At 39.7% G+C, this 22989-nt stretch carries 17 protein-coding genes; 10 read left to right on the top strand and 7 right to left on the bottom strand.

Going from position 1 to position 22989, the window contains the following annotated elements:
- Positions 1 to 2 precede the first annotated feature (2 nt).
- From B3317_RS01295 to B3317_RS01315, 5 genes are all read right to left on the bottom strand, one after another.
- Positions 3 to 827: a hypothetical protein gene (locus B3317_RS01295; protein ID WP_291107713.1), complete on the bottom strand. Its 825-nt coding sequence runs from the start codon at positions 825 to 827 to the stop codon at positions 3 to 5.
- A 213-nt stretch (positions 828 to 1040) separates the two neighbouring features.
- The gene (locus B3317_RS01300) at positions 1041 to 3005 is read right to left on the bottom strand and encodes a carbohydrate-binding domain-containing protein (protein ID WP_291107716.1); all 1965 of its coding nucleotides are present in this window, start codon (positions 3003 to 3005) and stop codon (positions 1041 to 1043) included.
- A 303-nt stretch (positions 3006 to 3308) separates the two neighbouring features.
- Positions 3309 to 5312, bottom strand: coding sequence for an OPT family oligopeptide transporter (locus tag B3317_RS01305; protein WP_291107720.1), 2004 nt, complete (start codon positions 5310 to 5312; stop codon positions 3309 to 3311).
- 416 nt (positions 5313 to 5728) lie between these two features.
- Complete coding sequence (locus tag B3317_RS01310) at positions 5729 to 6184, bottom strand: hypothetical protein (RefSeq protein ID WP_291107724.1); 456 nt, start codon at positions 6182 to 6184, stop codon at positions 5729 to 5731.
- Positions 6185 to 6242: 58 nt separating this feature from the next.
- Positions 6243 to 7007: a tRNA threonylcarbamoyladenosine dehydratase gene (locus B3317_RS01315; protein ID WP_291107726.1), complete on the bottom strand. Its 765-nt coding sequence runs from the start codon at positions 7005 to 7007 to the stop codon at positions 6243 to 6245.
- A 135-nt stretch (positions 7008 to 7142) separates the two neighbouring features.
- Here B3317_RS01315 and purD point away from each other — a divergent pair, with 135 nt between their 5' ends.
- From purD to B3317_RS01365, 10 genes are all read left to right on the top strand, one after another.
- The gene (purD, locus tag B3317_RS01320) at positions 7143 to 8414 is read left to right on the top strand and encodes a phosphoribosylamine--glycine ligase (protein ID WP_291107729.1); all 1272 of its coding nucleotides are present in this window, start codon (positions 7143 to 7145) and stop codon (positions 8412 to 8414) included.
- Complete coding sequence (locus B3317_RS01325; RefSeq protein WP_291107733.1) at positions 8415 to 9422, top strand: hypothetical protein; 1008 nt, start codon at positions 8415 to 8417, stop codon at positions 9420 to 9422. It begins immediately after the preceding gene.
- Positions 9423 to 9510: 88 nt separating this feature from the next.
- Positions 9511 to 9981 carry a DUF4251 domain-containing protein gene (locus B3317_RS01330; protein ID WP_291107736.1) on the top strand — a complete coding sequence of 157 codons (471 nt, stop codon included), beginning with the start codon at positions 9511 to 9513 and terminating at the stop codon, positions 9979 to 9981.
- A 124-nt stretch (positions 9982 to 10105) separates the two neighbouring features.
- Positions 10106 to 11146 carry a UDP-3-O-(3-hydroxymyristoyl)glucosamine N-acyltransferase gene (lpxD, locus tag B3317_RS01335; RefSeq protein ID WP_291108469.1) on the top strand — a complete coding sequence of 347 codons (1041 nt, stop codon included), beginning with the start codon at positions 10106 to 10108 and terminating at the stop codon, positions 11144 to 11146.
- A gap of 20 nt (positions 11147 to 11166) precedes the next feature.
- Positions 11167 to 12552: a bifunctional UDP-3-O-[3-hydroxymyristoyl] N-acetylglucosamine deacetylase/3-hydroxyacyl-ACP dehydratase gene (locus tag B3317_RS01340; protein WP_291107739.1), complete on the top strand. Its 1386-nt coding sequence runs from the start codon at positions 11167 to 11169 to the stop codon at positions 12550 to 12552.
- 103 nt (positions 12553 to 12655) lie between these two features.
- A complete protein-coding gene (lpxA, locus tag B3317_RS01345; RefSeq protein WP_291107742.1) occupies positions 12656 to 13441 on the top strand; it encodes an acyl-ACP--UDP-N-acetylglucosamine O-acyltransferase in 786 nt (261 codons plus the stop codon).
- Positions 13442 to 13593: 152 nt separating this feature from the next.
- On the top strand, positions 13594 to 14286 hold the full coding sequence (locus B3317_RS01350) for an FkbM family methyltransferase (protein ID WP_291108470.1): 693 nt from the start codon (positions 13594 to 13596) through the stop codon (positions 14284 to 14286).
- Positions 14287 to 14398: 112 nt separating this feature from the next.
- The gene (gene typA, locus B3317_RS01355; protein ID WP_291107745.1) at positions 14399 to 16204 is read left to right on the top strand and encodes a translational GTPase TypA; all 1806 of its coding nucleotides are present in this window, start codon (positions 14399 to 14401) and stop codon (positions 16202 to 16204) included.
- Positions 16205 to 16872: 668 nt separating this feature from the next.
- The gene (locus tag B3317_RS01360; protein ID WP_291107748.1) at positions 16873 to 19164 is read left to right on the top strand and encodes an alpha-L-rhamnosidase C-terminal domain-containing protein; all 2292 of its coding nucleotides are present in this window, start codon (positions 16873 to 16875) and stop codon (positions 19162 to 19164) included.
- A gap of 66 nt (positions 19165 to 19230) precedes the next feature.
- Entirely contained in the window at positions 19231 to 19734 is a 504-nt protein-coding gene (locus B3317_RS01365; protein ID WP_291107751.1) for a pyridoxamine 5'-phosphate oxidase family protein, read from the top strand.
- 429 nt (positions 19735 to 20163) lie between these two features.
- Here the strand turns inward: B3317_RS01365 and B3317_RS01370 are convergent, their stop codons facing one another.
- Positions 20164 to 21057, bottom strand: coding sequence for an alkaline phosphatase (locus B3317_RS01370; protein ID WP_291107754.1), 894 nt, complete (start codon positions 21055 to 21057; stop codon positions 20164 to 20166).
- Positions 21058 to 21454: 397 nt separating this feature from the next.
- Entirely contained in the window at positions 21455 to 22984 is a 1530-nt protein-coding gene (locus tag B3317_RS01375) for a SusD/RagB family nutrient-binding outer membrane lipoprotein (protein WP_291107757.1), read from the bottom strand.
- Positions 22985 to 22989 lie beyond the last annotated feature (5 nt).

Raw genomic sequence — 22989 nt, forward strand, 5'->3', positions numbered from 1 at the left:
TTCTAATATCTGGTATTTGCGTCAACAGCAACTTCAATTGCGACTGCTCCAACAACGAGGGTTGTGCCCAACAGTATCTCCCAGAAAGTATTGTTAGCAGGTTTTTCTATATAAAAGAAATCTCCTCTCTCAGCCATATCTCCCGGAAGGTTAGATGGCTTTATAGACTGGGTTTTAATTAAATTCGACATATAGAAGCTTTGCTGGAATGTCATAGGATGTTCAGGCCGGGCATAAACAGTCAGATAACTTTCGAAGTGTAATGGGCTGTCAGATTCGGAGTAATCTATCCTCTTTACTTTTATAGCATTACTGTCTTTATCTCCCAGATAAGAATTTCGATAAAGCTTCTTGTCCAATTTATCGAAATTCATATTCAGCCTTAACGGAATATAGCTAATCATGGTCTTGGGAGGTATGAAACTGATATTTTGAGGCGATTCTATATCTCCGGCAAAACTTCCGTCTGCAAAACTGTATGTCTTATCAGGCGAAAGATTGTAATTATCCATGAATACTTCAGCATTTCCTGAGAAATTAAGTTTGTCTTTGGCATATGAATATGCTGTGCCATCCAATATAAGAGCAGAGCGTAGCCAATCTACATACAACGGAACAGACAGCTTGTTGAAAACCGTAATCTGTATGGGAGCGCTTTCTCCCTTGAAACAATAGGCAATCCATAAACTATCCGTTTCAAGAAGAAAATCTCCGTTGTCTACTTTTTCTACATATTCATTATTCGTATTCAATGTAGAAAAGAAGTAAGTAGAACTGCAGGATGTGGCAGTCAATAAAATCAAGATATAACAAATAGCTTGTTTCATACAGCTAAATTTTATAAACGGTTTATTCTTATACAAGTATATTATTAAAATCCGATATATACAAATTATCATTTTAGATTAATCTCAGTAATAATTCTCTCCGGAAATCAGTATATAGTACTGTTTTTATATATAGATAAAGTTATCTGAAAAAGATAAAGAGCCATTCCATCCCGGAATAGCTCTCTACAATTAACCTAAAAAACGTATTAATCAGGGCCGTCCTCCCGGCCCTCCTGAAGATGTTCCGATAGTTGTCAGCATAGAACTTGTTGTAAAAGTCGTAGCTGCCGTACCTTTTGTATATGTCGTTCCTGTATATAGTCCGTGGAAATCGCTTCCGCCCGAAACGCTTCCGCCTGTATATATGGTGTAACTTGTATTTGCTGCCAGATCGGGGCTACTGAACAATAGCGTCAGCGGTGAATATGTACGTGGTATTTTATAAGTCAGTACACTCTTTCCGTCCGCAGATTCTATATGTATAATCTGGTTGGCTGTACCTGTGGTTCCATAAACAACCGACCGTTGGGTACTGACACTCGCTGTTGGGTTGCTGGTTGCCCCGCCGGTACCTACAAGTATTCCGCCAGTAATCTTGAACGTGTTGTTATCACAGTCGAAACCCTCTTCGGGAGATTTTGTACCCGACGAAACGACAACTCCCCCCGTAACGGTCAATGTACCGTTAGAGTCGATCCCGTCATTACTTTCACTATAACAGTATATATTTCCGCCATTGATTCCTATGTGATTGGATGCATTGATACAGTCATCATATGCCTCTATCTCTATTGTGCCGTCATTGATAGTCAGGGTCTTTTTACTTTCCAGTCCTTCAGCTTCCACGCCGGAGGTCTTGATCGTGATGTTTCCACTATTGACAGTCAGGTTTCCATCGCTTTTTATAGCTTTGGCGGCAGTATCGTCCGAACCGTATTTAAACTGGCCTCCTGTTGTTGTGACCTTTATAGTTCCTCCATTAACGACAAGTTCGCCGTCTACACTGATACCTTTCCCTCCTGCGCCGGAACTTTCTATAGTGATTGTTCCTTTATCAATGGTCAGATTGCCGTCACACTTTATACCTGCCGCAGATGATATATCTTTATCATCCGTATCATAAAAAGCATCTCCGGTTGTAATCAATGTCATATTGCCTCCGCTTATGTTCATATCGCCCCCTGTCTTGAAGGCCTTGGCAGCAGTCCCTTTAGTGGTTATGTTGATTGTTCCGGCAGTAACCGATAAAGAGCCTAAGTCACTTTTTATACCCTGAGCCTTTTGGCCTGTGGTAGTAATATTTATGGTCGCATTACCGATAGTTATATATGGATCGATGGTCGTATCGGCATCTTCATATGAAGCTACAATGCCATCATCACTACTGTTTATTGTAATATCTCCGGCATCTATCCGAATATATCCTTCGTCGCAATCGATGCCATCGCTTAAAGCTTTAATATTCAGGGTTCCGCCATCCATACGGAAATAATCTTTGGCGTGGATACCATCACTGACGGCCGTGGCTATTGTGATATTTCCTGTTTTCACTCTTATATAATCATCACTGCAAATAGCATGTTTATATCTTCCATAAACAAGCAGGCTTCCTTCTCCTTCGAAGTTCAATTGTCCTTCACTAAAGAATGTACCTTTCATATCTTCATCAGCGTAAGCCGTATAAGTACTACTGTCGATAAGTCTGCTGTTTGTTCCGTTTACGAGAGTTACAGTCACTTTTTTCCCGGATTGAACATTGAGAGCAGGGCCATCGCCACTGGTAATATCCACCCCGTTCATCATAAGTCCGAATTTATAATCGCTATAAATCTTAAATGAACCGCTTTGTATGCTCCCTGACAAGACGTAATTAATTTCTGTTACCAGATTTGTAGAGGTAACAACCACATTGCCATTGCTTTGGGTAATACTTACTCCATCATTTTCATATGGGTTCGTAATTATAGCTGTATTATCAGAAAAGGTAATAGTTACTGCATTCGAAAACACAGAATCCCGGGAGTTGGTCTCAAAATCGTCATCAATAACAACTTCAGTATTATCGTCAACCCCATCTTCATCAGTAATAATATCGTCCGTACTATCGCTGCATGATGAAACGATAAACAAACATATACTACAGAATAAACTAAAAACGAATTTACTAATCCTCATACTTCGATAGGTTTATTTAAGCATTCAATATTACTACCATTCAAAGAATCCGGCAAGAATGTTCGACAGATGGGATAATTTTATCGACGAATAGTTTGGTTTGTCTGATAATTTTTTTTGTCAAATTCCATTTAATTGCAAACAGAAACAAATAAGTTTCTCCAGAAAGTCAAAGAATGCTTATTTATAGATAATCTATAACATAGATAAAGTTTTCTACAAAACATAACGGCTTTGTTTTAATAAAAGAAAAGGATGGAACAATTGCCCCATCCTTTTCCCTATATTTAAGAATACAGATTATTACAACATTTCTTTCTTTGCCTTCATGGAAGAATATCCCAGATAACCGATTATAACCAGATACATAGCCAGAGCCAGTAATTCGGAACCGCTGTTTGCCAACCATTCTTCATTAACCAGATTCACTCCTCCGAAACGCATAGCAGCGCTGACTACACCCATCAATGCACCTCCCGCTATAAATCCGGAGGCTAATAATGTACCTTTCTCCAGCCGTGCGGCATTCAGGGCTTCATCCTTACTACGGCTGCCAACGTACCAGTTGACTGCGCCACCGATTAAGAGAGGAGCGTTCAGTTCCATCGGAATAAACATCCCCAAAGCAAATGCCAGAGCAGGTACCCGTAATAAAGTGAGTAAAATGGCGATCAAAGCACCTACGGCGTATAATACCCACGGTGCCCCGGCTCCCATCATCAGCGGCTCTATAACTGCAGCCATGGCATTAGCCTGCGGTGCTACCAGAGCATTAGCTCCTGTAAATCCATATGTTTTATTCAATATCAGTATTACACCGCCTACTGTTGCTGCGGAAACCAGTGTGCCTAAAAACTTCCATGACTGTTGCTTCGCGGGTGTTGATCCCAGCCAGTAACCTATTTTCAGGTCGGTAATGAAACCTCCGGCCATAGACAACGCGGTACAAACCACACCCCCTATAATAAGAGCGGCAACCATACCCGATGTTCCTTTCAATCCTACCGCTACCATAACCACTGAGGCCAAGATAAGAGTCATCAACGTCATACCCGAAACCGGATTTGTGCCTACAATCGCGATCGCGTTAGCAGCAACCGTGGTAAACAAGAAAGCTATAATGGCAACAACAAGAATACCTACTATTGCATACAATAGATTGTGAATCACTCCGAAATAGAAGAAAAGGAATGTCACAATCAGCGCAATAATGATACCGATAGAGATAATTTTCATCGGCAGGTCTCGTTGTGTGCGTTTGTCTATCTGTTTTGTCTCGGATGCTCCTCCTTTAAGCTCTTTGGATGCCAGACCGACGGCGCTCTTTATAATTCCCCACGATTTTATAATACCGATAACTCCGGCCATTGCAATACCACCGATACCAATATGGCGCGCAAAAGTAGTAAATATTGCTTCCGGCGTCATAGTAGAAATAACTCCTGCAAAGGTAGGATTCAAAGTCGTCAGCATAGTATCTCCCAGGAACGGAAGAAGCGGAACGATAACGAACCATACTAATGCAGAACCGGCACAGATTATTGCGGCGTATTTTAATCCTATTATATAGCCCAGCCCTAAAACGGCGGCGCCTATATTTACTTTGAAGACCACTTTGGCTTTATCGGCAATTTCTTCGCCAAAAGGTAAAACACGCGTCGTGAATGTTTCTGACCATGCGCCGAATGTGGCAATGACAAAATCGTAAACACCACCGATAATTCCGGCGAATATAAGCGGTTTGGCCTGACTGCCACCTTTTTCACCCGATACAAGCACCTGTGTAGTTGCTGTAGCTTCGGGGAAAGGATATTTTCCATGCATATCGGATACAAAATATTTACGGAACGGAATCAGGAAGAGAATACCCAGTATACCACCCAGTAAGGAACTAAGGAATACCTGAAAAAAGTCGACACTAATTTCGGGGTATTTGGATTGCAGTATGTATAAAGCCGGAAGCGTAAATATCGCACCTGCCACAATAACCCCACTGCTGGCTCCAATGGATTGGATAATTATATTTTCACCCAGAGCATTCTTTCTCTTGGTAGCTGTCGACAACCCCACAGCAATAATCGCTATCGGGATAGCTGCTTCAAAGACCTGTCCCACCTTCAGGCCGAGGTAAGCAGCGGCGGCACTAAAGAGTACAGCCATTACCAACCCCCATAGTACCGACCATGGAGTTACTTCTTTATACTGTTTGTCGGGAGACATTACCGGTCTGTATTCTTCGCCGGATTTCAGTTCTCGGAAGGCATTTTCAGGTAGCCCGGTCACCTTCTCTTCATGTTCTGTTTTCACGCGTTAGCTGTTTTATCGGTTACAAAAGATTCAAGACAGAACGTCTTAAATTTTGGACAATACAAAACTACATTTTTTTCTCGGAAAGAAAAAAGCGGAAGCGGATATCTTTCAGTGAACAGAAATACAACTTTCTCAACTTACTACTTGTTAAAATCTGACATATCTGACAACTTTTCAGTTAACAGTAAACAGTTAGCAGTTAACAATTAACAATATCGCGGCTTGTCATATAGAGAGAAGCGAAGCATCCCGTCGGCGAGCAGTTAACAACTTGTTTTTCGTATCTTGTTTACTCGCAACTTTTTTCAAAAACTTTACAAACTTGACACTTTTTCTCAATCTCTAAATCCTCATATCAATACTCCAAAGAGCTAAAAGCTAAAGGCTCTTTATATAGATAAATTTAATTTCAATTAATCATTCTGATATGGGATATTTTTGTATTCGCATATTTCCACTATTTTAGCTTTAGTGGCCAGTACATCTTCATACCGGAGTGTAACAAGGTCGAGCCTTCTTTGTTTTTTCTCCCCGTTTATCAGAAAAACGATATAGCTCATACCGATATTTACACGGCTTACACTCGTCCAGTCAATTGTCACTTTACTTTGTTTGGGTAAAGCGGATATAATGGAACCGGTATCAATCTTTAGAATTGAACCCTGTAACCACACAGTATTGCTTAAAATTAATATAGCCGCCAGTATAAACCCGATGATAGCGCAAAAGAAGAACAGCCCGAATCGGCCTGCAATTCCTTCTGTAACTGTAAAATACAGCGTAAAAGCAGCTAGATATACACCTGTGACTATATTCGCGATCTTTTTGGTTGACGATATTCCTTCGTAATTGATATTCAGCTCGTTCATAATTTTTATATTGTTTAATTTGTTAATACAAAAATGCAAAATAAAACTGAAGACAGCTTTAATCTTTGCAAATATCTTTTATTATCAATCCGGCAAGCGTAAACCCGAATATAGCCGTTATGTGTACCAATGTACCATTTGTCTGTGCTTTTACACTGGGGTTATTCTGTTTAAGTAACTGAGAACTTTTCGATTCGTCATTCTCATATTTCAACCCTTTATTGTCGAGAACTTCATCACTATAAACGCACATTACTTTTTTAGAAGGCTTTCCACTTTGTTTCATCTTCCGTCGGATGGCGGCAGCCAACGGGCAGCCCTTCACTTTCCAGAATTCAGCAGTTTTTATGCGGGAAGGGTCCATTTTCAGGGCGGCTCCCATCGACGAAAAGACTTTAGCTCTGGTACGGGTGGCGGTCAGTATTAAGTTTACTTTGTGTTTGAGACTGTCTATGGCGTCGATAATATAATCATAGCTTTCAAGATCGAAGGAGGGCGAAGTTTCCTCACTGTATACTCCCGCGATTGTTGTTATTTCAGCATCGGGATTTATGTCGAGCAGGCGGGCTTTCAGTACATCTACTTTTCTTAGTCCTACGGTTTTGGTCGTGGCCATTAGCTGGCGGTTGATATTCGTTTCACAGACAAAATCCGAATCTACTATCGTTAGGTGCTTTACTCCGGTGCGTATGAGACTTTCGGCACACCAGCTACCGACTCCGCCTATTCCGAATAATATAATCCGGGTATCGGCAATCTGGTTCATCAATGCATCACCGAGTAGTAATTCGGCTCTTTTAAATATTCCTTTTTCCTCTTGCATATATCTTAGCTACTAGTTTTTCCTTAATTTTTCAGCGTGCAAATTTACAATAATTATTTCTGATTATTCTGTTAAGAAAATAATCATGTATCTTTGCAGTCCAAAGTTTTGAGATACCACTTATTAATAACAACTATGAACATTTTATTGTTAGGGAGCGGAGGACGCGAAAATGCACTTGCATGGAAGATAGTACAAAGTACAAAAGTCGACAATCTGTATGTAGCACCCGGTAATGCGGGCACACATCTGATTGCAAAAAATGTAGATATGTCTATTACCGATTTCCCGGCAATAAAGCAGTTCGTGTTGGATAATAATATAGATATGGTTGTGGTAGGACCGGAAGAACCTTTGGTGCGCGGGATCTATGATTACTTTGTAAGCGATGCCGGGATCAGGCACATCCCTGTAATCGGCCCTTCGGAAGAAGGCGCTAAACTCGAAGGTAGTAAGGATTTCGGAAAGCAGTTTATGATGCGCCACAATATCCCTACCGCCCGCTACTGGAGTTTTACATTGGAGCAGCTCGATGAAGCTTATTCTTTTCTGGAAGAACTGGAAGCTCCTTATGTACTGAAAGCTGACGGGCTGGCCGCCGGCAAAGGTGTTCTTATTCTCAATGATCTGGGTGAAGCTAAGAAGGAACTGAAAGAAATGCTTGGAGGTATGTTCGGTGAGGCCAGTAAAACGGTTGTTATCGAAGAATTCCTGTCGGGTATAGAATGTTCGGTATTTGTTCTTACAGATGGAGATTCATACAAGATACTCCCTGTGGCTAAAGATTACAAACGTATTGGAGAAGGAGATACCGGATTGAATACAGGTGGTATGGGTGCAGTTTCTCCTGTTTCTTTTGCCGACGACGTTTTTATGAAGAAGGTTGAAGAGCGTATTGTCATCCCTACGGTTGAGGGATTGAAGAAGGATAATATCGTTTACAAAGGGTTCATATTTCTCGGACTAATAGAAGTAAAAGGCGAACCGGTGGTCATTGAATACAATGTGCGTATGGGAGATCCTGAGACGGAAGCCGTGATGTTACGCATCAAATCGGATTTTGTATCATTGCTGGAAGGCGTGGCTACAAACACACTCGGAGAAAAGACACTGGAGATAGACAGTCGTTATGCTGTCACAGTTATGCTTGTTTCGGGCGGATATCCCGGAGATTATGAGAAGAACAAAGAAATGACAGGGTTAGAATCTGTTTCGGATAGTATCCTCTTTCATGCAGGGACAAAATCAGCAGGTGATAAAGTACTGACCAGTGGCGGACGGGTTATTGCCGTCAGTTCATATGGGGATACGAAAGATGAGGCACTGGCTAAATCATACAACAATGCTGAGAAAGTAGCTTTCGACAAAAAATATTATAGAAAAGATATAGGTTTTGACTTAAAATAAATGGCGACAGTACCCAAATCATATAAAAGGAATGTTGCAGAGGGGAATGGAATGCTTATTTTTTCCATCGTATTTGCTATTATCATCCGCCTTGTCTATTTTCTATATTTTGATTTTGTCCATAGCGGGTCGGCAAACGGTTATCTGTGGAAGCCTTTATCAACGATATTTACTAATCATCTGGTTTCTTTTATATGCAGCAGCCTGTTTATTGCAGGTATGGCTATTTTGGCGGCAAATATAAATACAACATATGTATTTATCCGTAGAAAAACCGTATTGCTGCCGGCTGTTGTTATCTTATTATTCAGTTGCCATCCCCGGTTTATGCTGATGTCTGCCGAATGTATAAGTACGATGCTTTTTCTTGTTATAATATATATACTATTTGGGGCTTATAACAGTACGAGTAAACAAATATACGCATTCAGGGTAAGTTTTATACTGGCTCTGGGCAGCCTGTTTACGCCTGCACTACTGGTATGCCTGCCTGTCCTGTGGGTTGTTCTGGGGATAATGCGCTGCTTTAATTTCAAATCACTGTTAGCGTCTTTTCTTGGTATATTTATATTATACTTTCCGGCATTTTCCTATTATTTCCTGACCGATAGTCTGGATACATTCCTGATACCTTTCGTATCTGTGAATATGCAGCAACTGGCAGATTTCTCATTCTATCAATTAAATGTAGGAAACTGGATTATTCTTGGCTTTTCTATCATATTATTAGCCGTGATCGTGAGCGATAACTATATCAATCGCCATAAGGATAAGATAAGAATACGGGCTTATCTGAGGCTGCTCACTTATACAGCCGTGATTTGCATATTGGCCTATCTCTTTCTGAATATTGATTTTATTGTATATTTATTTATAGCTTTAGTTGCCGGAGCCTTTTTGCTATCACATTTTTTCGCTTTGGCCGAGAAAAGAGGAAGTGTTATTCTCTTTTATGTTTCGATGTTTTTTTATATTCTTGTGTGTTTTTTACCTTTTTTATCCTTATAAATAAAACATTTGTAATCTTTTACACGTTTCTATTTAGTGAATTGGATTCGCAAATTTAAACATAAACTAATAAAGGAGGAATTTCAGCATGAAAACACTCATAACAACTGCACTCATTGCATTATTCATGATTAGTTGTAGATCGGGAGAAAGCCTGTCTAAACAAGAAACTATATCACAGATTACGGATAAAGTAGAAAGTCAGAATTATAAATTTGTTCCTACTACAGCTCTGCCTACATCCGGCAAATCGATAAATCTTAATTACTCATATTCGTTAAGTGTTTCCAAAGATACGGTAGATTCATTTTTGCCTTATTTTGGCCGGGCATATGTGGCTCCGATGTCGACGGATGAAGGAGGTATAAAGTTTGTCTGTACAGATTTTGAATATAAGCTGACCGAAGGAAAAAAAGATACGTGGGAGGTCGTGATAAAACCGCGGGATAATGCGAAAAGATATACGCTCACATTACAAATCGGGAATACCGGATATGCCACTCTGACTGTGCAGGATACGAATCGGCAGAGCATAAGTTTTTATGGAAAGATAGAATAAATATATAATATTTCACCTTCACCAACTGTTTTTTTAAGTATAAAAGTCATATATTTGGAAAATTATTATTTATTTCGCATCTCTTAAAGGGACGCCAAATACTTTTGAATATTTATTTATGCAAATATCCTTCACTGCAGAGCAAATTGCTACAGTATTAAATGGTACAATTGAAGGTGATTCTTCAGTTGTGGTGAATAATTTTTCCAGAATAGAAGACGGTAAACCGGGAACGCTGACTTTTCTAGCGAATCCCAAATATACGCACTATATATATAGTACAGATGCCAGCATTGTCTTGGTAAATAATGACTTTGTAGCCGATCAGCCTGTTAAGGCGACTCTTATCCGTTGTTTTAATGCATATGCGGCGTTGGCAATCCTGTTAGATATGGTAGAAAAAACGAAACCTCAGAAAACAGGGATAGAGGGCATGTCATATATAGCTCCGGATGTTAAATACGGAGAGAATATATACGTGGGTGCATTTGCTTATATTGCAGAAAATGTAGAAATAGGAAATAACACTAAAATATATCCTCAGGTATACATTGGAGAAAATGTTACTATCGGGGACAATACTATCATATACCCCGGCGCAAAGGTGTATCCGGGATGTACCATCGGTAATGATTGTATAATTCATGCAGGAGCTGTAATCGGTAGCGATGGCTTTGGTTTTGCCCCTGAAGATGGAATCTATAAGAAGATCCCGCAGATGGGTATTGTAATCATCGAAGATGATGTTGAGATAGGGGCAAATACAACTATCGACCGTGCCGTTATGGATGCTACTGTAATACACAGAGGCGTTAAGCTGGATAACCTTATCCAGATAGCCCACAATGTGGAAATAGGCGAAAATACGGTAATGGCTGCCCAGGTCGGTGTATCCGGCTCTACAAAAATAGGGAAGCATTGTGTCTTTGGAGGACAAGTAGGACTCGGAGGACATATTACTATCGGAGATAATTCCAGTGTGGGTGCCCAATCCGGAATTATAAGCAATATTGAAGCGGATTCAAAAATCTTAGGATCTCCGGCCATACCTGTCAAGAATTTCTTTAAATCGAGTGTGGTATTTCCTAAGTTGCCCGATATGTATCGTCAATTGGCCCAGCTACAGAAGGAAGTAGAAGAATTGAAATCTAACCAAAACAAATAAGAACCATTTATTAATTAATAATGAGCAAGCAACATACGCTGAAAGGCAGTTTCACTTTACAGGGAAAAGGTTTACATACAGGACTACCAATTACGATAACATTTAATCCGGCTCCTGAGAACCACGGATACAAAATTAAAAGAGTAGATCTGGAAAATCAGCCTGTAATAGACGCTCTGGCCGAAAATGTTGGTAATACTCAACGTGGAACAGTACTCGTAAAAGACGGGGTGCAGATAAGCACTATAGAGCATGCTATGGCTGCTTTGTACGCTTTGAGAATAGATAATTGTCTTATTGAAGTAAATGCTCCTGAATTTCCGATTCTGGATGGAAGCTCCATACAATATGTTCAGGCAATATATGGCGTAGGGACAGTAGAGCAAACTGAAGAAAGAGATTATTTTGTTGTTCGTCAGAAAATGGAAGTAGTAGACGAGGAAACAGGCTCGAAGTTGACTTTGTTGCCGGACGACCGTTTCTGTATAAACTCATTTATAGAATTCGAATCGAAATATATACCGAATCAATCCGCGTCTCTTGACAATCTGGAAGATTTTACGAAAGAGATCGCGAGCGCCCGCACTTTTGTGTTCGTCCGTGAAGTACAGAAACTTCGCGATGCCGGACTGATAAAGGGTGGCGACTTAGATAATGCGATAGTAATTTATGAACGTCAGATATCTCAACAGGATCTGGATAGCCTTGCCGATTTACTGGGTGTGCCACATAAGAACGCTTCGGAACTTGGTTATCTCAACAACAAGCAAATCCAGTATCCTAATGAACCGGCCAGACATAAACTCCTCGATATCATTGGGGATATGGCTCTGATAGGCAGGCCTATAAAAGGACGGATAATAGCAACCCGTCCGGGGCATAAAATAAATAACAAATTGGCACGTTTAGTTCGTAAACAAATTAAGCTGAACGAAGTGCAACCACCTGTATACGAGCCAAACAAAGAGCCGGTATTTGATATAAACAGAATAAAAGAGCTTTTGCCTCACCGTTATCCTTTTTTAATGGTGGATAAAGTGATAGAAATAGGCCAGAAATATATTGTCGGCATTAAGAATCTTAGTGTGAACGAGCAGTTTTTTCAAGGTCACTTTCCTCAGGAACCTGTTATGCCGGGAGTACTTCAGATAGAAGCTATGGCACAGATAGGAGGATTGCTGGTGCTTTCGCAGGTTGATGAACCGGAAAGATATTCTACCTATTTCCTGAAAATAGATAATGTTAAATTCAGGAGTAAAGCTGTACCCGGTGATACGCTTATTTTCAGGCTCAATATGATGTCTGAAATCCGCAGAGGTATAGCGAATATGAAAGGATATGCTTTTATCGGCGATAAGCTTGTGTCGGAAGCAGAGTTTACAGCTCAAATTGTAAAAAACAAATAAGTAAAATAAAGTATTTAATGCACCATTATTCGAATGTAATCGACTATAGCTGCTGTAGATACAAAAGTAATAAAATAGGTCTAAGACCCTAATTTAGTATATCATGTCAAATATATCTCATCAGGCATATGTACATCCTGAGGCAATATTAGGAGAGAATGTAGTAGTAGAGCCATTCGCTTTTGTTGATAAAAATGTAGAAATAGGAGATGGCACGTTAGTCATGTCCGGCGCTAATATACGCTATGGAGCCCGTGTAGGGAAAAGTTGTCGCATATTTCCGGGAGCTGTGATAGGAGGCCTTCCTCAAGACCTCAAATTCAGAGGAGAGGACAGCCTGGCTATTGTAGGGGATAATACTACCATTAGAGAGTGTGTTACCGTAAACCGTGGAACAGCATCGAAGGGATATACTAAAGTTGGCAGCAATTGTTTATTAATGGCATATAGCCATATTGCGCACGACTGCGTGATAAACGATTATGCAATAGTTGGAAATGCAACGCAACTGGCCGGAGAGGTGGAGGTCGATCATCATGCCATCCTGAGCGGCGGTACCCTGGTGCATCAGTTTACACGTATCGGAGCCCATGTAATGATACAGGGAGGTACACGTTTAGGAAAGGATATTCCTCCATATATTATTGCGGGACGTGAGCCTGTTTGTTATTCCGGTGTAAATCTGGTCGGATTAAGAAGAAATGGATACTCCAATGAGAAAATAAACGAAATACAAGAGATATACCGTATGATCTATCAGTCGGGTTTCAACTTCTCTGATGCCATAAGCAAAATAGAGAAAGAATTTGAAGAAACTCCCGAAATGAGATTAATCGTCGATTTTGTGAAAAACTCACCTCGCGGAATCGTTAGAGGGTACATGGGATAACTAATCCCTTTTTGATTATAAAAGGCTTTGTGGATAAAGTCTTGTAAGTAATCGAATCTGCGTGACATATGAAAAATAGCATACAAAAAATAATCTTTCGCTACCTGAGTATTGAAAACTACTTACGGCTGTTACAAAGATTATTTTTTTTGATGTACAGATGGGGATTACTAAAGAATAAGAAGGAATACGGATACCATTATTATATAAGAAATCTTATTCACGAAGGAGATGTGGTAATAGACATCGGGGCTAATCTTGGCTATTACTCTATATTGATATCTTCGTGGGTAGGAAAGTCCGGGATGGTATATTCGGTGGAGCCTATTGCTTTGTACAATAAGATATTTAATGAAAAAGCCCGCAAAAGAAAGAATATTGTATTGTATCCCTATGCATTAGGAAAAGAAGAAAAAGATGTAACACTGGTATGTTCTCCGAATGTCGGATATTTAAGGACGGGCTTACCACATGTATATGATTCCCGGAAAGACGGGGATATCCAGGCTCAGGAATTTACATTTGACGCTAAAATGAAAGTTCCGTCAAAGTTGTTTTCATCCATAGAAAGACTTGACTATATAAAATGTGATATCGAAGGATTTGAATATATTGTCTTATCCGATATGGAAAATATCATAGATGAGTTTAAGCCTATTGTTCAGGTAGAGGTATGGGGCGAAAATGAAGAGCCTATAAAAAACTTATTTAAGAGGCTGGGCTATATCCCTCATAAATTATATAACGGAAACCTGACCTTTGATGAAGAGGCTCTGAAAAAATTACCCGGTGATTTTCTGTTTATACACACAGATAGTAAAAACTTATCCGGGTTATACTCCTGAATATAGCAGGTAAATGATATCCTGTTTTATTGGAAAAGCCATTTCTCTTTTAAGGCTCTTTTTGATTGTATGTTATTAAAAAGTAGTACCTTTGCACCCTCAAATCATATATATGCAAAATATTAGAAATATTGCGATTATCGCGCACGTAGACCACGGTAAGACTACCCTTGTAGATAAGATGCTGCTTGCCGGACAACTTTTCAGAGGGAATCAATCAACAGGAGAACTTATTCTCGACAATAACGACTTGGAGCGTGAACGTGGAATCACCATCTTGTCCAAGAACGTTTCCATCAATTATAAAGGAACAAAGATCAATATAATAGATACTCCCGGACATGCCGACTTTGGAGGTGAGGTAGAACGGGTGTTAAATATGGCTGACGGTTGTTTGCTATTAGTTGATGCGTTTGAGGGACCTATGCCGCAAACGCGTTTTGTCTTGCAGAAAGCTATTCAGATGGGACTGAAGCCTATCGTGGTTATCAATAAAGTAGATAAGCCGAATTGCCGTCCAGACGAAGTACATGAAATGGTTTTCGACCTTATGTTCAGTCTGGATGCATCAGAGGAACAGTTAGATTTCCCAACCATATACGGTTCGGCTAAGCAAGGTTGGATGTCTGATGATTGGCGAAAACCCACCGAAGATATTACCCCGCTTCTCGATGCCATTGTAAAGTATATTCCTGCCCCTGAAATTTTGGAAGGTACTCCACAAATGCTGATCACATCGCTTGATTACTCCAAATATGTAGGACGTATAGCCGTAGGTCGTGTCCATCGCGGTGAATTGAAGGAGAATATGGATGTCTCTCTTTGCAAAAGGGATGGGAGTATAATTAAGACTAAGATAAAAGAAATAAATACATTTGAAGGACTGGGGCGTACTAAAGTCCCTGTAGTTCAATGTGGAGATATATGTGCCCTGGTAGGAATCGAAGGTTTCGAAATTGGCGATTCGATTGCTAGCATAGAAAATCCTGAACCGTTACCGACTATTGATATAGATGAGCCTACAATGTCAATGCTTTTCACGATCAATGATTCACCTTTCTTTGGAAAGGATGGTAAGTTTGTGACATCACGCCACATACATGACCGTCTGATGAGGGAGCTTGACCGTAATCTGGCTTTGCGCGTAGAATCTACTGCAAGTGCAGACAGCTGGCTGGTATTCGGACGTGGTATCCTTCACTTGTCTATCCTGATAGAGACAATGCGTCGCGAGGGGTATGAGTTACAGGTAGGACAACCAAAAGTAATTATAAAAGAAATAAACGGCATAAAGCATGAGCCGGTAGAAGAATTGACTATTAACCTGCCGGAGGAATATTCCAGTAAGATTATCGATCTGGTAACACGCCGCCGGGGTGAACTGACAATGATGGGCAGTAAAAAAGACCGTGTTTATCTTGAGTTTACCATACCGTCGAGAGGTATAATAGGATTGAATAATACAGCTCTTACGCTATCGGCAGGAGAAGCTGTTATAGCACATCGTTTTCTTGAATTCCAACCATGGAAGGGTGATATAGAAAAACGCGCAAACGGGTCTATCATTGCCAGCGAATCGGGTAACGCTTTTGCTTACGCTATAGATAAGTTACAAGATCGGGGACGATTCTTCGTTGAGCCTCAAACAGATATTTATATGGGGCAAATTGTCGGCGAACACAATAAGGATGGAGATTTGGTCGTGAATCTTACAAAATCCAAGAAATTAACAAATGTGCGTGCATCAGGGACAGATGATAAGGTACGATTGGCTCCAGCCATTATTTTCAGTCTGGAAGATGCTTTGGAATATATCAAGGAGGATGAATATGTGGAAGTTACTCCTAATTCTATCCGTTTGAGAAAGATATATCTGGATGAAAACGACCGTAAGCGCGTCTCTAAAAGCAGCAACTGAGATATTCTTTTAATTCTATAAAATAGATTTATATATGAGTCCCTCCGCTATGGTTATAGACCGGAGGGATTTTTATTTCCGGTCTACAAAGGCTCTGGTGCATGGAGTGTTAATTTTCTCAGAATTTTTGGGATTTTAATTTTGCTGTCTAACCAAAACATAGTAATTTAGATGTACTAATAAAATTGCCCAATTATACCTTAGATTAAGTCTTATGGATGTAATAACAGAAGAATTAATAAGAGTACTAAAGAGAAATACTTCCGAGAATAAAAATATCATAGATATATTGATGAGTTCTGTATAAGGAGGACCACAAAGAAATGAATATTTTTATTATCACCGTGGTATTGCAGATATGCCCTAAGATATCAGAGGTTGGGAGATGTAAATAATATGCCCGCTTCTCTTATTCCAGATATCACCCATAATTAACTTAAATTACAGCCTGTTACCTATTATTTCAATAAATATGCCTCAATCACAAAAATTCAAAAAATCTACAAAATTGATAAATAAATTTGTACAAGTGTATAATCAATTAAATAGACAAAAGCCTGTTAGTCAGGTTTAAATAATAACTTGAATCAATCGTTTGTTACTCTAAATTAATGCCCTTAGATAAAACCCGGAACTAAACTTGTATATGCTTCACTAATTTATGGAACATGAAAAATATCATTAACATTTTCTTATTACTTGCTTGTTATTTAACTAGCTTTCAAATTACAAATGCCCAATCCAGATGGATAACATCGACAGATGAAAAAGTAAACGAACCGAATACATGGATTGCTTACCGTAAAGACGTATCAGTTGAAAAAGTACCTGCCGCAGTAATAGCCAGAATTGCCGTTGATAGTAAATATTGGCTTTGGATTAATGGAAAAATGGTTGTTTTTGAAGGAGGACTTAAACGTGGCCCTAATCCGCGGGACACATACTATGATGAAGTGGATATAGCCCCTTTTCTCAAAAACGGAGATAATAAAATAGCCATTCTTTTATGGTATTTTGGCAAAGAGGGATTTTCTCATAAGAGTAGTGGTAAAGCAGGAATCATTTTTGATGCAAAGTTGGGAACTCAGAACTTGATAAGTGATGCTTCGTGGTTATGCAAAATACATCCTGCTTATGGCAACACGGGAGAGCCTTTTCCTAATTATCGTCTGCCAGAATCAAATATCCGTTTCGATGCGCGCGAGGATATTAATGATTGGCAGACGGCTGATTGTCAAAGTTTATATGGCTTTGGAAACGCCGTTGAACTGGGGAATTGGGGGGATACTCCCTGGAATAGCCTGATAAAAAGACCAATTCCGTTCTGGAAGGATTTCGGTATTAAGAAAGCGACTAAATTGCAACGGATAAAAGGTAGAATAAATGATACTATTGTAGCTACTCTCCCTTACAATATGCAGATGACACCTATCGTTGATATTTCTGATAAAGACGGAGGCAATTTGATCTCTATTTCTACGGATCATACGGAAGCTGGCGGAGATATAAACCTGAGAGCTGAATATATAACAAAGAAAGGAGACCAGCTCTATGAATCTTTAGGTTGGCTCAATGGACAAAAGATATATGTAACAGTACCATCAGACGTAAAAATTAATGATATAAAATACCGGGAAACCGGCTATAATACAGAAATAGAAGGAACCTTTTCGTGTAGCGATGCCTTTTATATGCGTTTTTGGGATAAAGCAGTTCGCACACTTTACGTAAATATGCGGGATACATATTTCGATTGCCCGGACAGGGAACGTGCCCAATGGTGGGGAGATGTAGTAGTGCTTATGGAGCAGAGTTTCTATACATATTCTTCTTCTACGCATTCATTGATGAGTAAAGCTATAAAAGAACTTGCTGCGTGGCAGAAAAGTGATGGAACCCTTTTTTCGCCTGTTCCGGCAGGAAATTACGATAAAGAGCTTCCCGGACAAATGCTGGCAAGTATAGGGTATTATGGTTTTTGGAATTACTATATGAATACCGGCGACAAAGAAACAATAAAAGAGGTTTATCCTGCAGTGAAAAAATATCTTTCATTATGGACATTGGACAATACCGGCTTAACGGCTTTCCGTGCAGGAGGTTGGACCTGGGGTGACTGGGGCGATAGCAAGGATATCCGATTGATCTTTGCAGGCTGGCATTACCTGGCACTGAAAGGAGCCGCCCTAATGGCTAATGAACTGGGATATGTTGATGATGCTGAGGAATACAAAGCTATTATGAATAGAGTAAAGAATGGTTATAATTCCTGCTGGAACGGACTGGCATACAAACATCCTGATTATAAAGGCAGTGCAGATGACCGTGTACAGGCACTGGCTGTTATAGCCGGTATTGCTGATAGGACTAAATATCCCGATATAATAAAGCTTCTTAATACGCAGTTTTATGCAAGCCCTTATATGGAGAAGTATGTAATAGAGGCTTTGTTTATAATGGGAGAAGGCAAGTATGCTCTGGAGAGAACCAAAACCCGTTTCTCCAATATGGTGAATCACAAGGGTTATACTACTTTGTTTGAAGGCTGGGATGCAGGCGGATATGGGGGTGGCAGCGTAAATCATGCATGGAGTGGAGGTGCTTTGAACGTGTTAGCCCAATATGTTTGTGGCGTTTATCCGTTAGAGCCTGCATATAAGGTCTTTAAGATAGAACCAAATCCGGCGTCGTTCTCCGATGCATCCATTACGATCCCATCCGTAGCTGGCAAAATAAAATCAGGGTTTGTAAACACAGTCAATGAATTTTTACTGAAATTCTCTGTACCTCATGGAACCGAGGCTGTGGTTTATTTGCCGGAAAGCCGGGACAAAACAATTACAGTAAACGGAAAGAAACTCGCCCGTGAACAATATGAACCAAAGGAGATTTATAATCATAAGACAAAGCATACTCTGGCTTTTCCGGCAGGTGATTATATATTGTCTGTGAAGAATTAGGAATAAGCTCCTTTCTCCGAAAATATATTCTTGCTATCTTTACTTCAAAATAAAGTTTGGCATGCTATGATGACTGTGACTGTTGAGGAACGTACTCTGATAAATGAAATTATTCTAAAGAACCAAATATGTTATGTCGGTATGATTGATAGCGATGGCATGCCATATGTCATACCGATGAACTTCGGATATCAGGACGATATTATTTATCTGCATTCAGCTCAAGAGGGAGGCAGTATCAAGGCTTTGGCGAAAAATCCGAATGTATGCATAACATTCTGTACAGAGCCTGTATTAACATATCAGAATAAGGAAGTAGCCTGTAGTTACAGGGTAAAAGGTAGTAGTGTAATATGTCGCGGTCGTGTCGTTTTCGAAGAGAATTATGAAGAAAAGATTAAGGCATTGGATATTATAATGCAGCAGTATACCGAAAGAAAATTTACATATTCCATACCATCTATAAATAATGTTCGGATATGGAAGATCGAAATCGAAAGTGTTTCTACGAAGGTTTTTGGCGTACCACATCCGAACTCACGTAACTATAAAGATAAGCCGGAGTTTTAGATCATTTACATTTTGTTTAGCAAAGGATAATTAATATGCTTAAAATAAGTTAACAAACATAAGAAAAACATCAAAACATGTTTTATAACATAAAAATCAATTATCTTTGTACTGTGTTTTTCATGGTATTAGATTTAAGGTTAACAATGAAGATTGGTTGTCGGGATGACAACCTTTTCTTTTTTATATATACAGTATGTAAATAACTGATTCTCAATAAAGCTATTTCCCTAAATCTAAAGTGTTGCACCGATTAGTACACTTATAGAAGATAAAAGACTAAACATTTACTCATCCAAAGCTAAAACATAACGAATATGAAATTATCCGGTCGTGAATATGCCTTTTATAGAGGCAAAGGATAACATACTGAAATATATACAACAATCTTTTATATATGCATGTCAAAATAATTACAGAGGTTGGCATTTATTCGTCAAATACTTCGTCCACAGGTACTCCCCTCCAAGCCTGCGGGCATTTAAGACCGAGTATTTTCGCTATCGTCGGGGCATAATCGTAGTCAATAACGGCTCCTTTTATCTCATAACCTTTCTTTATGCCCGGTCCGTATATAACAAAGGGGATCTCCACTTCCTGCAAAGATTTCCCCCCATGGCCTTTCTGTATACCTCCATGGTCTGCAACAACCATTATTACTGTTTCTTTTTCTATCCCGGCATCCTTGACAGCCTGTATTATCTTTCCTATACGGATATCCACCTTTTCCAAAGCTGAATAATATTCGGGGGTATCATGTCCCAGCGCGTGGCCCGTATGGTCAGGCTCGTCAAAATGGATAAATGTAAACACCGGTTTTTCAGCTTTTATGATACAGGCTGCCGTATCTGCCGTCAGGTCTTCGTTCGAGCGGGTAGGTACCATTATATCCACAGTTTCCTTTTCAAGCAGGAATTCGATACCTCCCCAGCTGAATATGGCCGCTGTTTTGTTTTTTTTCATCTGCTCTTTTACCAAAGTGCAGATTGAAGGGAACTTACCGTATTTGCCGGTTACTACGGATGGTATCTCCGGTGTTTTGCTGCCCCATTCCGTATATCCGTGCAAGGTAGGCCCGGCGCCCATTAATATGGAAGCCCAGTTGACGGCACTTGAAGACGGCAATACCGATCTGGCTTTTGCAGTCCAAGCACCGGCTGCTGCCAGTTTTTTCAGGTTGGGCATATCCGCTTTTCCGTAGGCATATCCACCGAAGCCGTCACAGCCGATGACAACGACATGCCTGATACCTTTAACCTTTGTCCCGGCATTTAATTGCAATGAACAGGCTATAAGAAATATATACAATAACAGTTTTTTCATTTTCTATTAAAACGTTTGATTATTTTTTATTTAATTTCAATTCAGCTTATTTATTATTCTTTTTCTTTCTCGACAGTCGCAACGGTTTCCCGCCTGATATCCCCAATCAATCATCCGGGGTTGCGGGCAAAGCTTCTTGTTGTATAATGTAGAGCAGGTACGTTGTCGTGCCGACCTGTAAAGGAATCTAATCTTCACCTGCAAACCGGCTACAAAATTCTCAACGGTTTTCTGCGAATTTGAATACGCATATCAGCCTTACTTCATCTCTGCTCCAATTTATTATTTGTTTTTTCTCTCTTCACACTAAAATCAAAGTATAAAGTTTTTAATCAGGAAAAAAGAGAGAATATCCATATAGTGTTTGAATTACTCAAACGGTATCTCCGGAATATTCCTATTTAAGAATCCACATTAACTCATTGTTATTGTCATTGTCATTATACTGACGTTTGATGGCTTCTTCCAGATTTTCCCTGTTATATGAATATTCATCGGCCGAATATCTGTATCGGACGGGAATTTTATCCGGCGCAGTCGAATTCATACTTGTTCCGGGATTTATGGGTAATACAGGATAACCCGTTCTCCTGTAATCATAGTAAGCCTCATAAGCATGTTGTAAAAAGTATGCTACATATTTTTGTTCAATTATCTTGTTGAGCTTAGAATCAAAACTTCCGGATAATTGAAGTTCGGGATTATCTATATAGGATGAAATATAAGTATCGGTAATAACCCGGTTATGCGCATATTTTTCGGGAGTAATATCGCGTACAAAACCCATATTGGCTTTGATACCTTCTTTAAAGTAATCCGAAACATTCCCCGTAATCCATCCGCGAAGGCAAGCCTCCGCCAGAATCAATTGCTGCTCCCCATATCCTATTTTTACCATAGGTTCCCCTACCGGATGTTCGGTAGATGTATAACGCAGGTTAGGGGAGCAATAGAGTTTAGCTCCGTGAGCTTTTGATACTTCGCCGAAAGGAATGGAAGGATCCACCCCTATATATGCATCGTAATTGTCGCTCGTAATGCCCTCTTTTATCTTAGCAGCCGAAGGTTCACCAAAATAGAACAACCGGTAATCTTCATACTTTTTCAGTATATCGACAAGAACGGACGACAGCATAGCATATTTACATTGATTGGTCGTTAAATCGTTAAATGGATAACGCATACCCGACTGATCTTTGTAAGTCAGCTGAAAATTATCTTTATTCGACTGCATCAGAGATTTGTTCTTAACAATGTCGGCAAAACGTGATTTAATGTTGAGATCAGTATCACTTTCTTTTTTCGAAAGGTTTATCAATACCTTCAGATGAAAAGCCGTAATCACCTTCTTCCAGCTCTCTTTATCTCCTTTGAATATGATATCGCCGTCGAAAGCTGTTTTCTCTGCTTCCGAAAAAGAGGTATAAGCCTTGTCCAAATCGTCGAGTATCGCCAGCATAACATCTTTTTGCATATCATATTTGGGCTTTACATTACCAATTTCACCAAATCCGACTCCGGCATATGGAATATCCCCTAAATTGAGAGACGCATAATACAACGTATATGCTTTGGCAAAATGAGCCAGTCCCTCGTATCCTTTCAGTTTATTTTCAGGAGTTTTCGATACCATATCGTTACAGTTTACAATAATCGTAAAATTGTCCAGTCCCCATCTGCCCAGATTATTATATTGCAGGTCCGACACTCCTTCGTTCCAGGTAATCTGCTTAATGAGCACTCCGTCATTGATAAAGGTTTTATTCCCTCCTTTTTCAACCATACTTTTTACGATATAAGTAGCCAGCATAGATGCGGGAACTGTTGTTGGTGTATCAGGGTTTTCATTGATTTCATCAAAGTCGGAACATGCATTTAACAGTATAACTGATAAAATAACAGATATATATATTTTTACTTGTTTCATTGTTT

Source organism: Dysgonomonas sp. UBA7710 (genome assembly GCF_002482385.1).
GTDB lineage: Bacteria > Bacteroidota > Bacteroidia > Bacteroidales > Dysgonomonadaceae > Dysgonomonas.

Excerpts from the sequence above, each read along its gene's own strand:
- B3317_RS01300 (WP_291107716.1), bottom strand. The coding sequence starts at position 3,005 with ATGAGGATTAGTAAATTCGTTTTTAGTTTATTCTGTAGTATATGTTTG.
- purD (WP_291107729.1), top strand. The coding sequence starts at position 7,143 with ATGAACATTTTATTGTTAGGGAGCGGAGGACGCGAAAATGCACTTGCA.
- lpxA (WP_291107742.1), top strand. The coding sequence starts at position 12,656 with ATGTCAAATATATCTCATCAGGCATATGTACATCCTGAGGCAATATTA.
- B3317_RS01370 (WP_291107754.1), bottom strand. The coding sequence starts at position 21,057 with ATGAAAAAACTGTTATTGTATATATTTCTTATAGCCTGTTCATTGCAA.
- B3317_RS01310 (WP_291107724.1), bottom strand. The coding sequence starts at position 6,184 with ATGAACGAGCTGAATATCAATTACGAAGGAATATCGTCAACCAAAAAG.
- B3317_RS01365 (WP_291107751.1), top strand. The coding sequence starts at position 19,231 with ATGATGACTGTGACTGTTGAGGAACGTACTCTGATAAATGAAATTATT.
- typA (WP_291107745.1), top strand. The coding sequence starts at position 14,399 with ATGCAAAATATTAGAAATATTGCGATTATCGCGCACGTAGACCACGGT.
- B3317_RS01315 (WP_291107726.1), bottom strand. The coding sequence starts at position 7,007 with ATGCAAGAGGAAAAAGGAATATTTAAAAGAGCCGAATTACTACTCGGT.
- B3317_RS01350 (WP_291108470.1), top strand. The coding sequence starts at position 13,594 with ATGTACAGATGGGGATTACTAAAGAATAAGAAGGAATACGGATACCAT.
- B3317_RS01340 (WP_291107739.1), top strand. The coding sequence starts at position 11,167 with ATGAGCAAGCAACATACGCTGAAAGGCAGTTTCACTTTACAGGGAAAA.
- B3317_RS01325 (WP_291107733.1), top strand. The coding sequence starts at position 8,415 with ATGGCGACAGTACCCAAATCATATAAAAGGAATGTTGCAGAGGGGAAT.
- B3317_RS01330 (WP_291107736.1), top strand. The coding sequence starts at position 9,511 with ATGAAAACACTCATAACAACTGCACTCATTGCATTATTCATGATTAGT.
- B3317_RS01375 (WP_291107757.1), bottom strand. The coding sequence starts at position 22,984 with ATGAAACAAGTAAAAATATATATATCTGTTATTTTATCAGTTATACTG.
- B3317_RS01360 (WP_291107748.1), top strand. The coding sequence starts at position 16,873 with ATGAAAAATATCATTAACATTTTCTTATTACTTGCTTGTTATTTAACT.
- B3317_RS01295 (WP_291107713.1), bottom strand. The coding sequence starts at position 827 with ATGAAACAAGCTATTTGTTATATCTTGATTTTATTGACTGCCACATCC.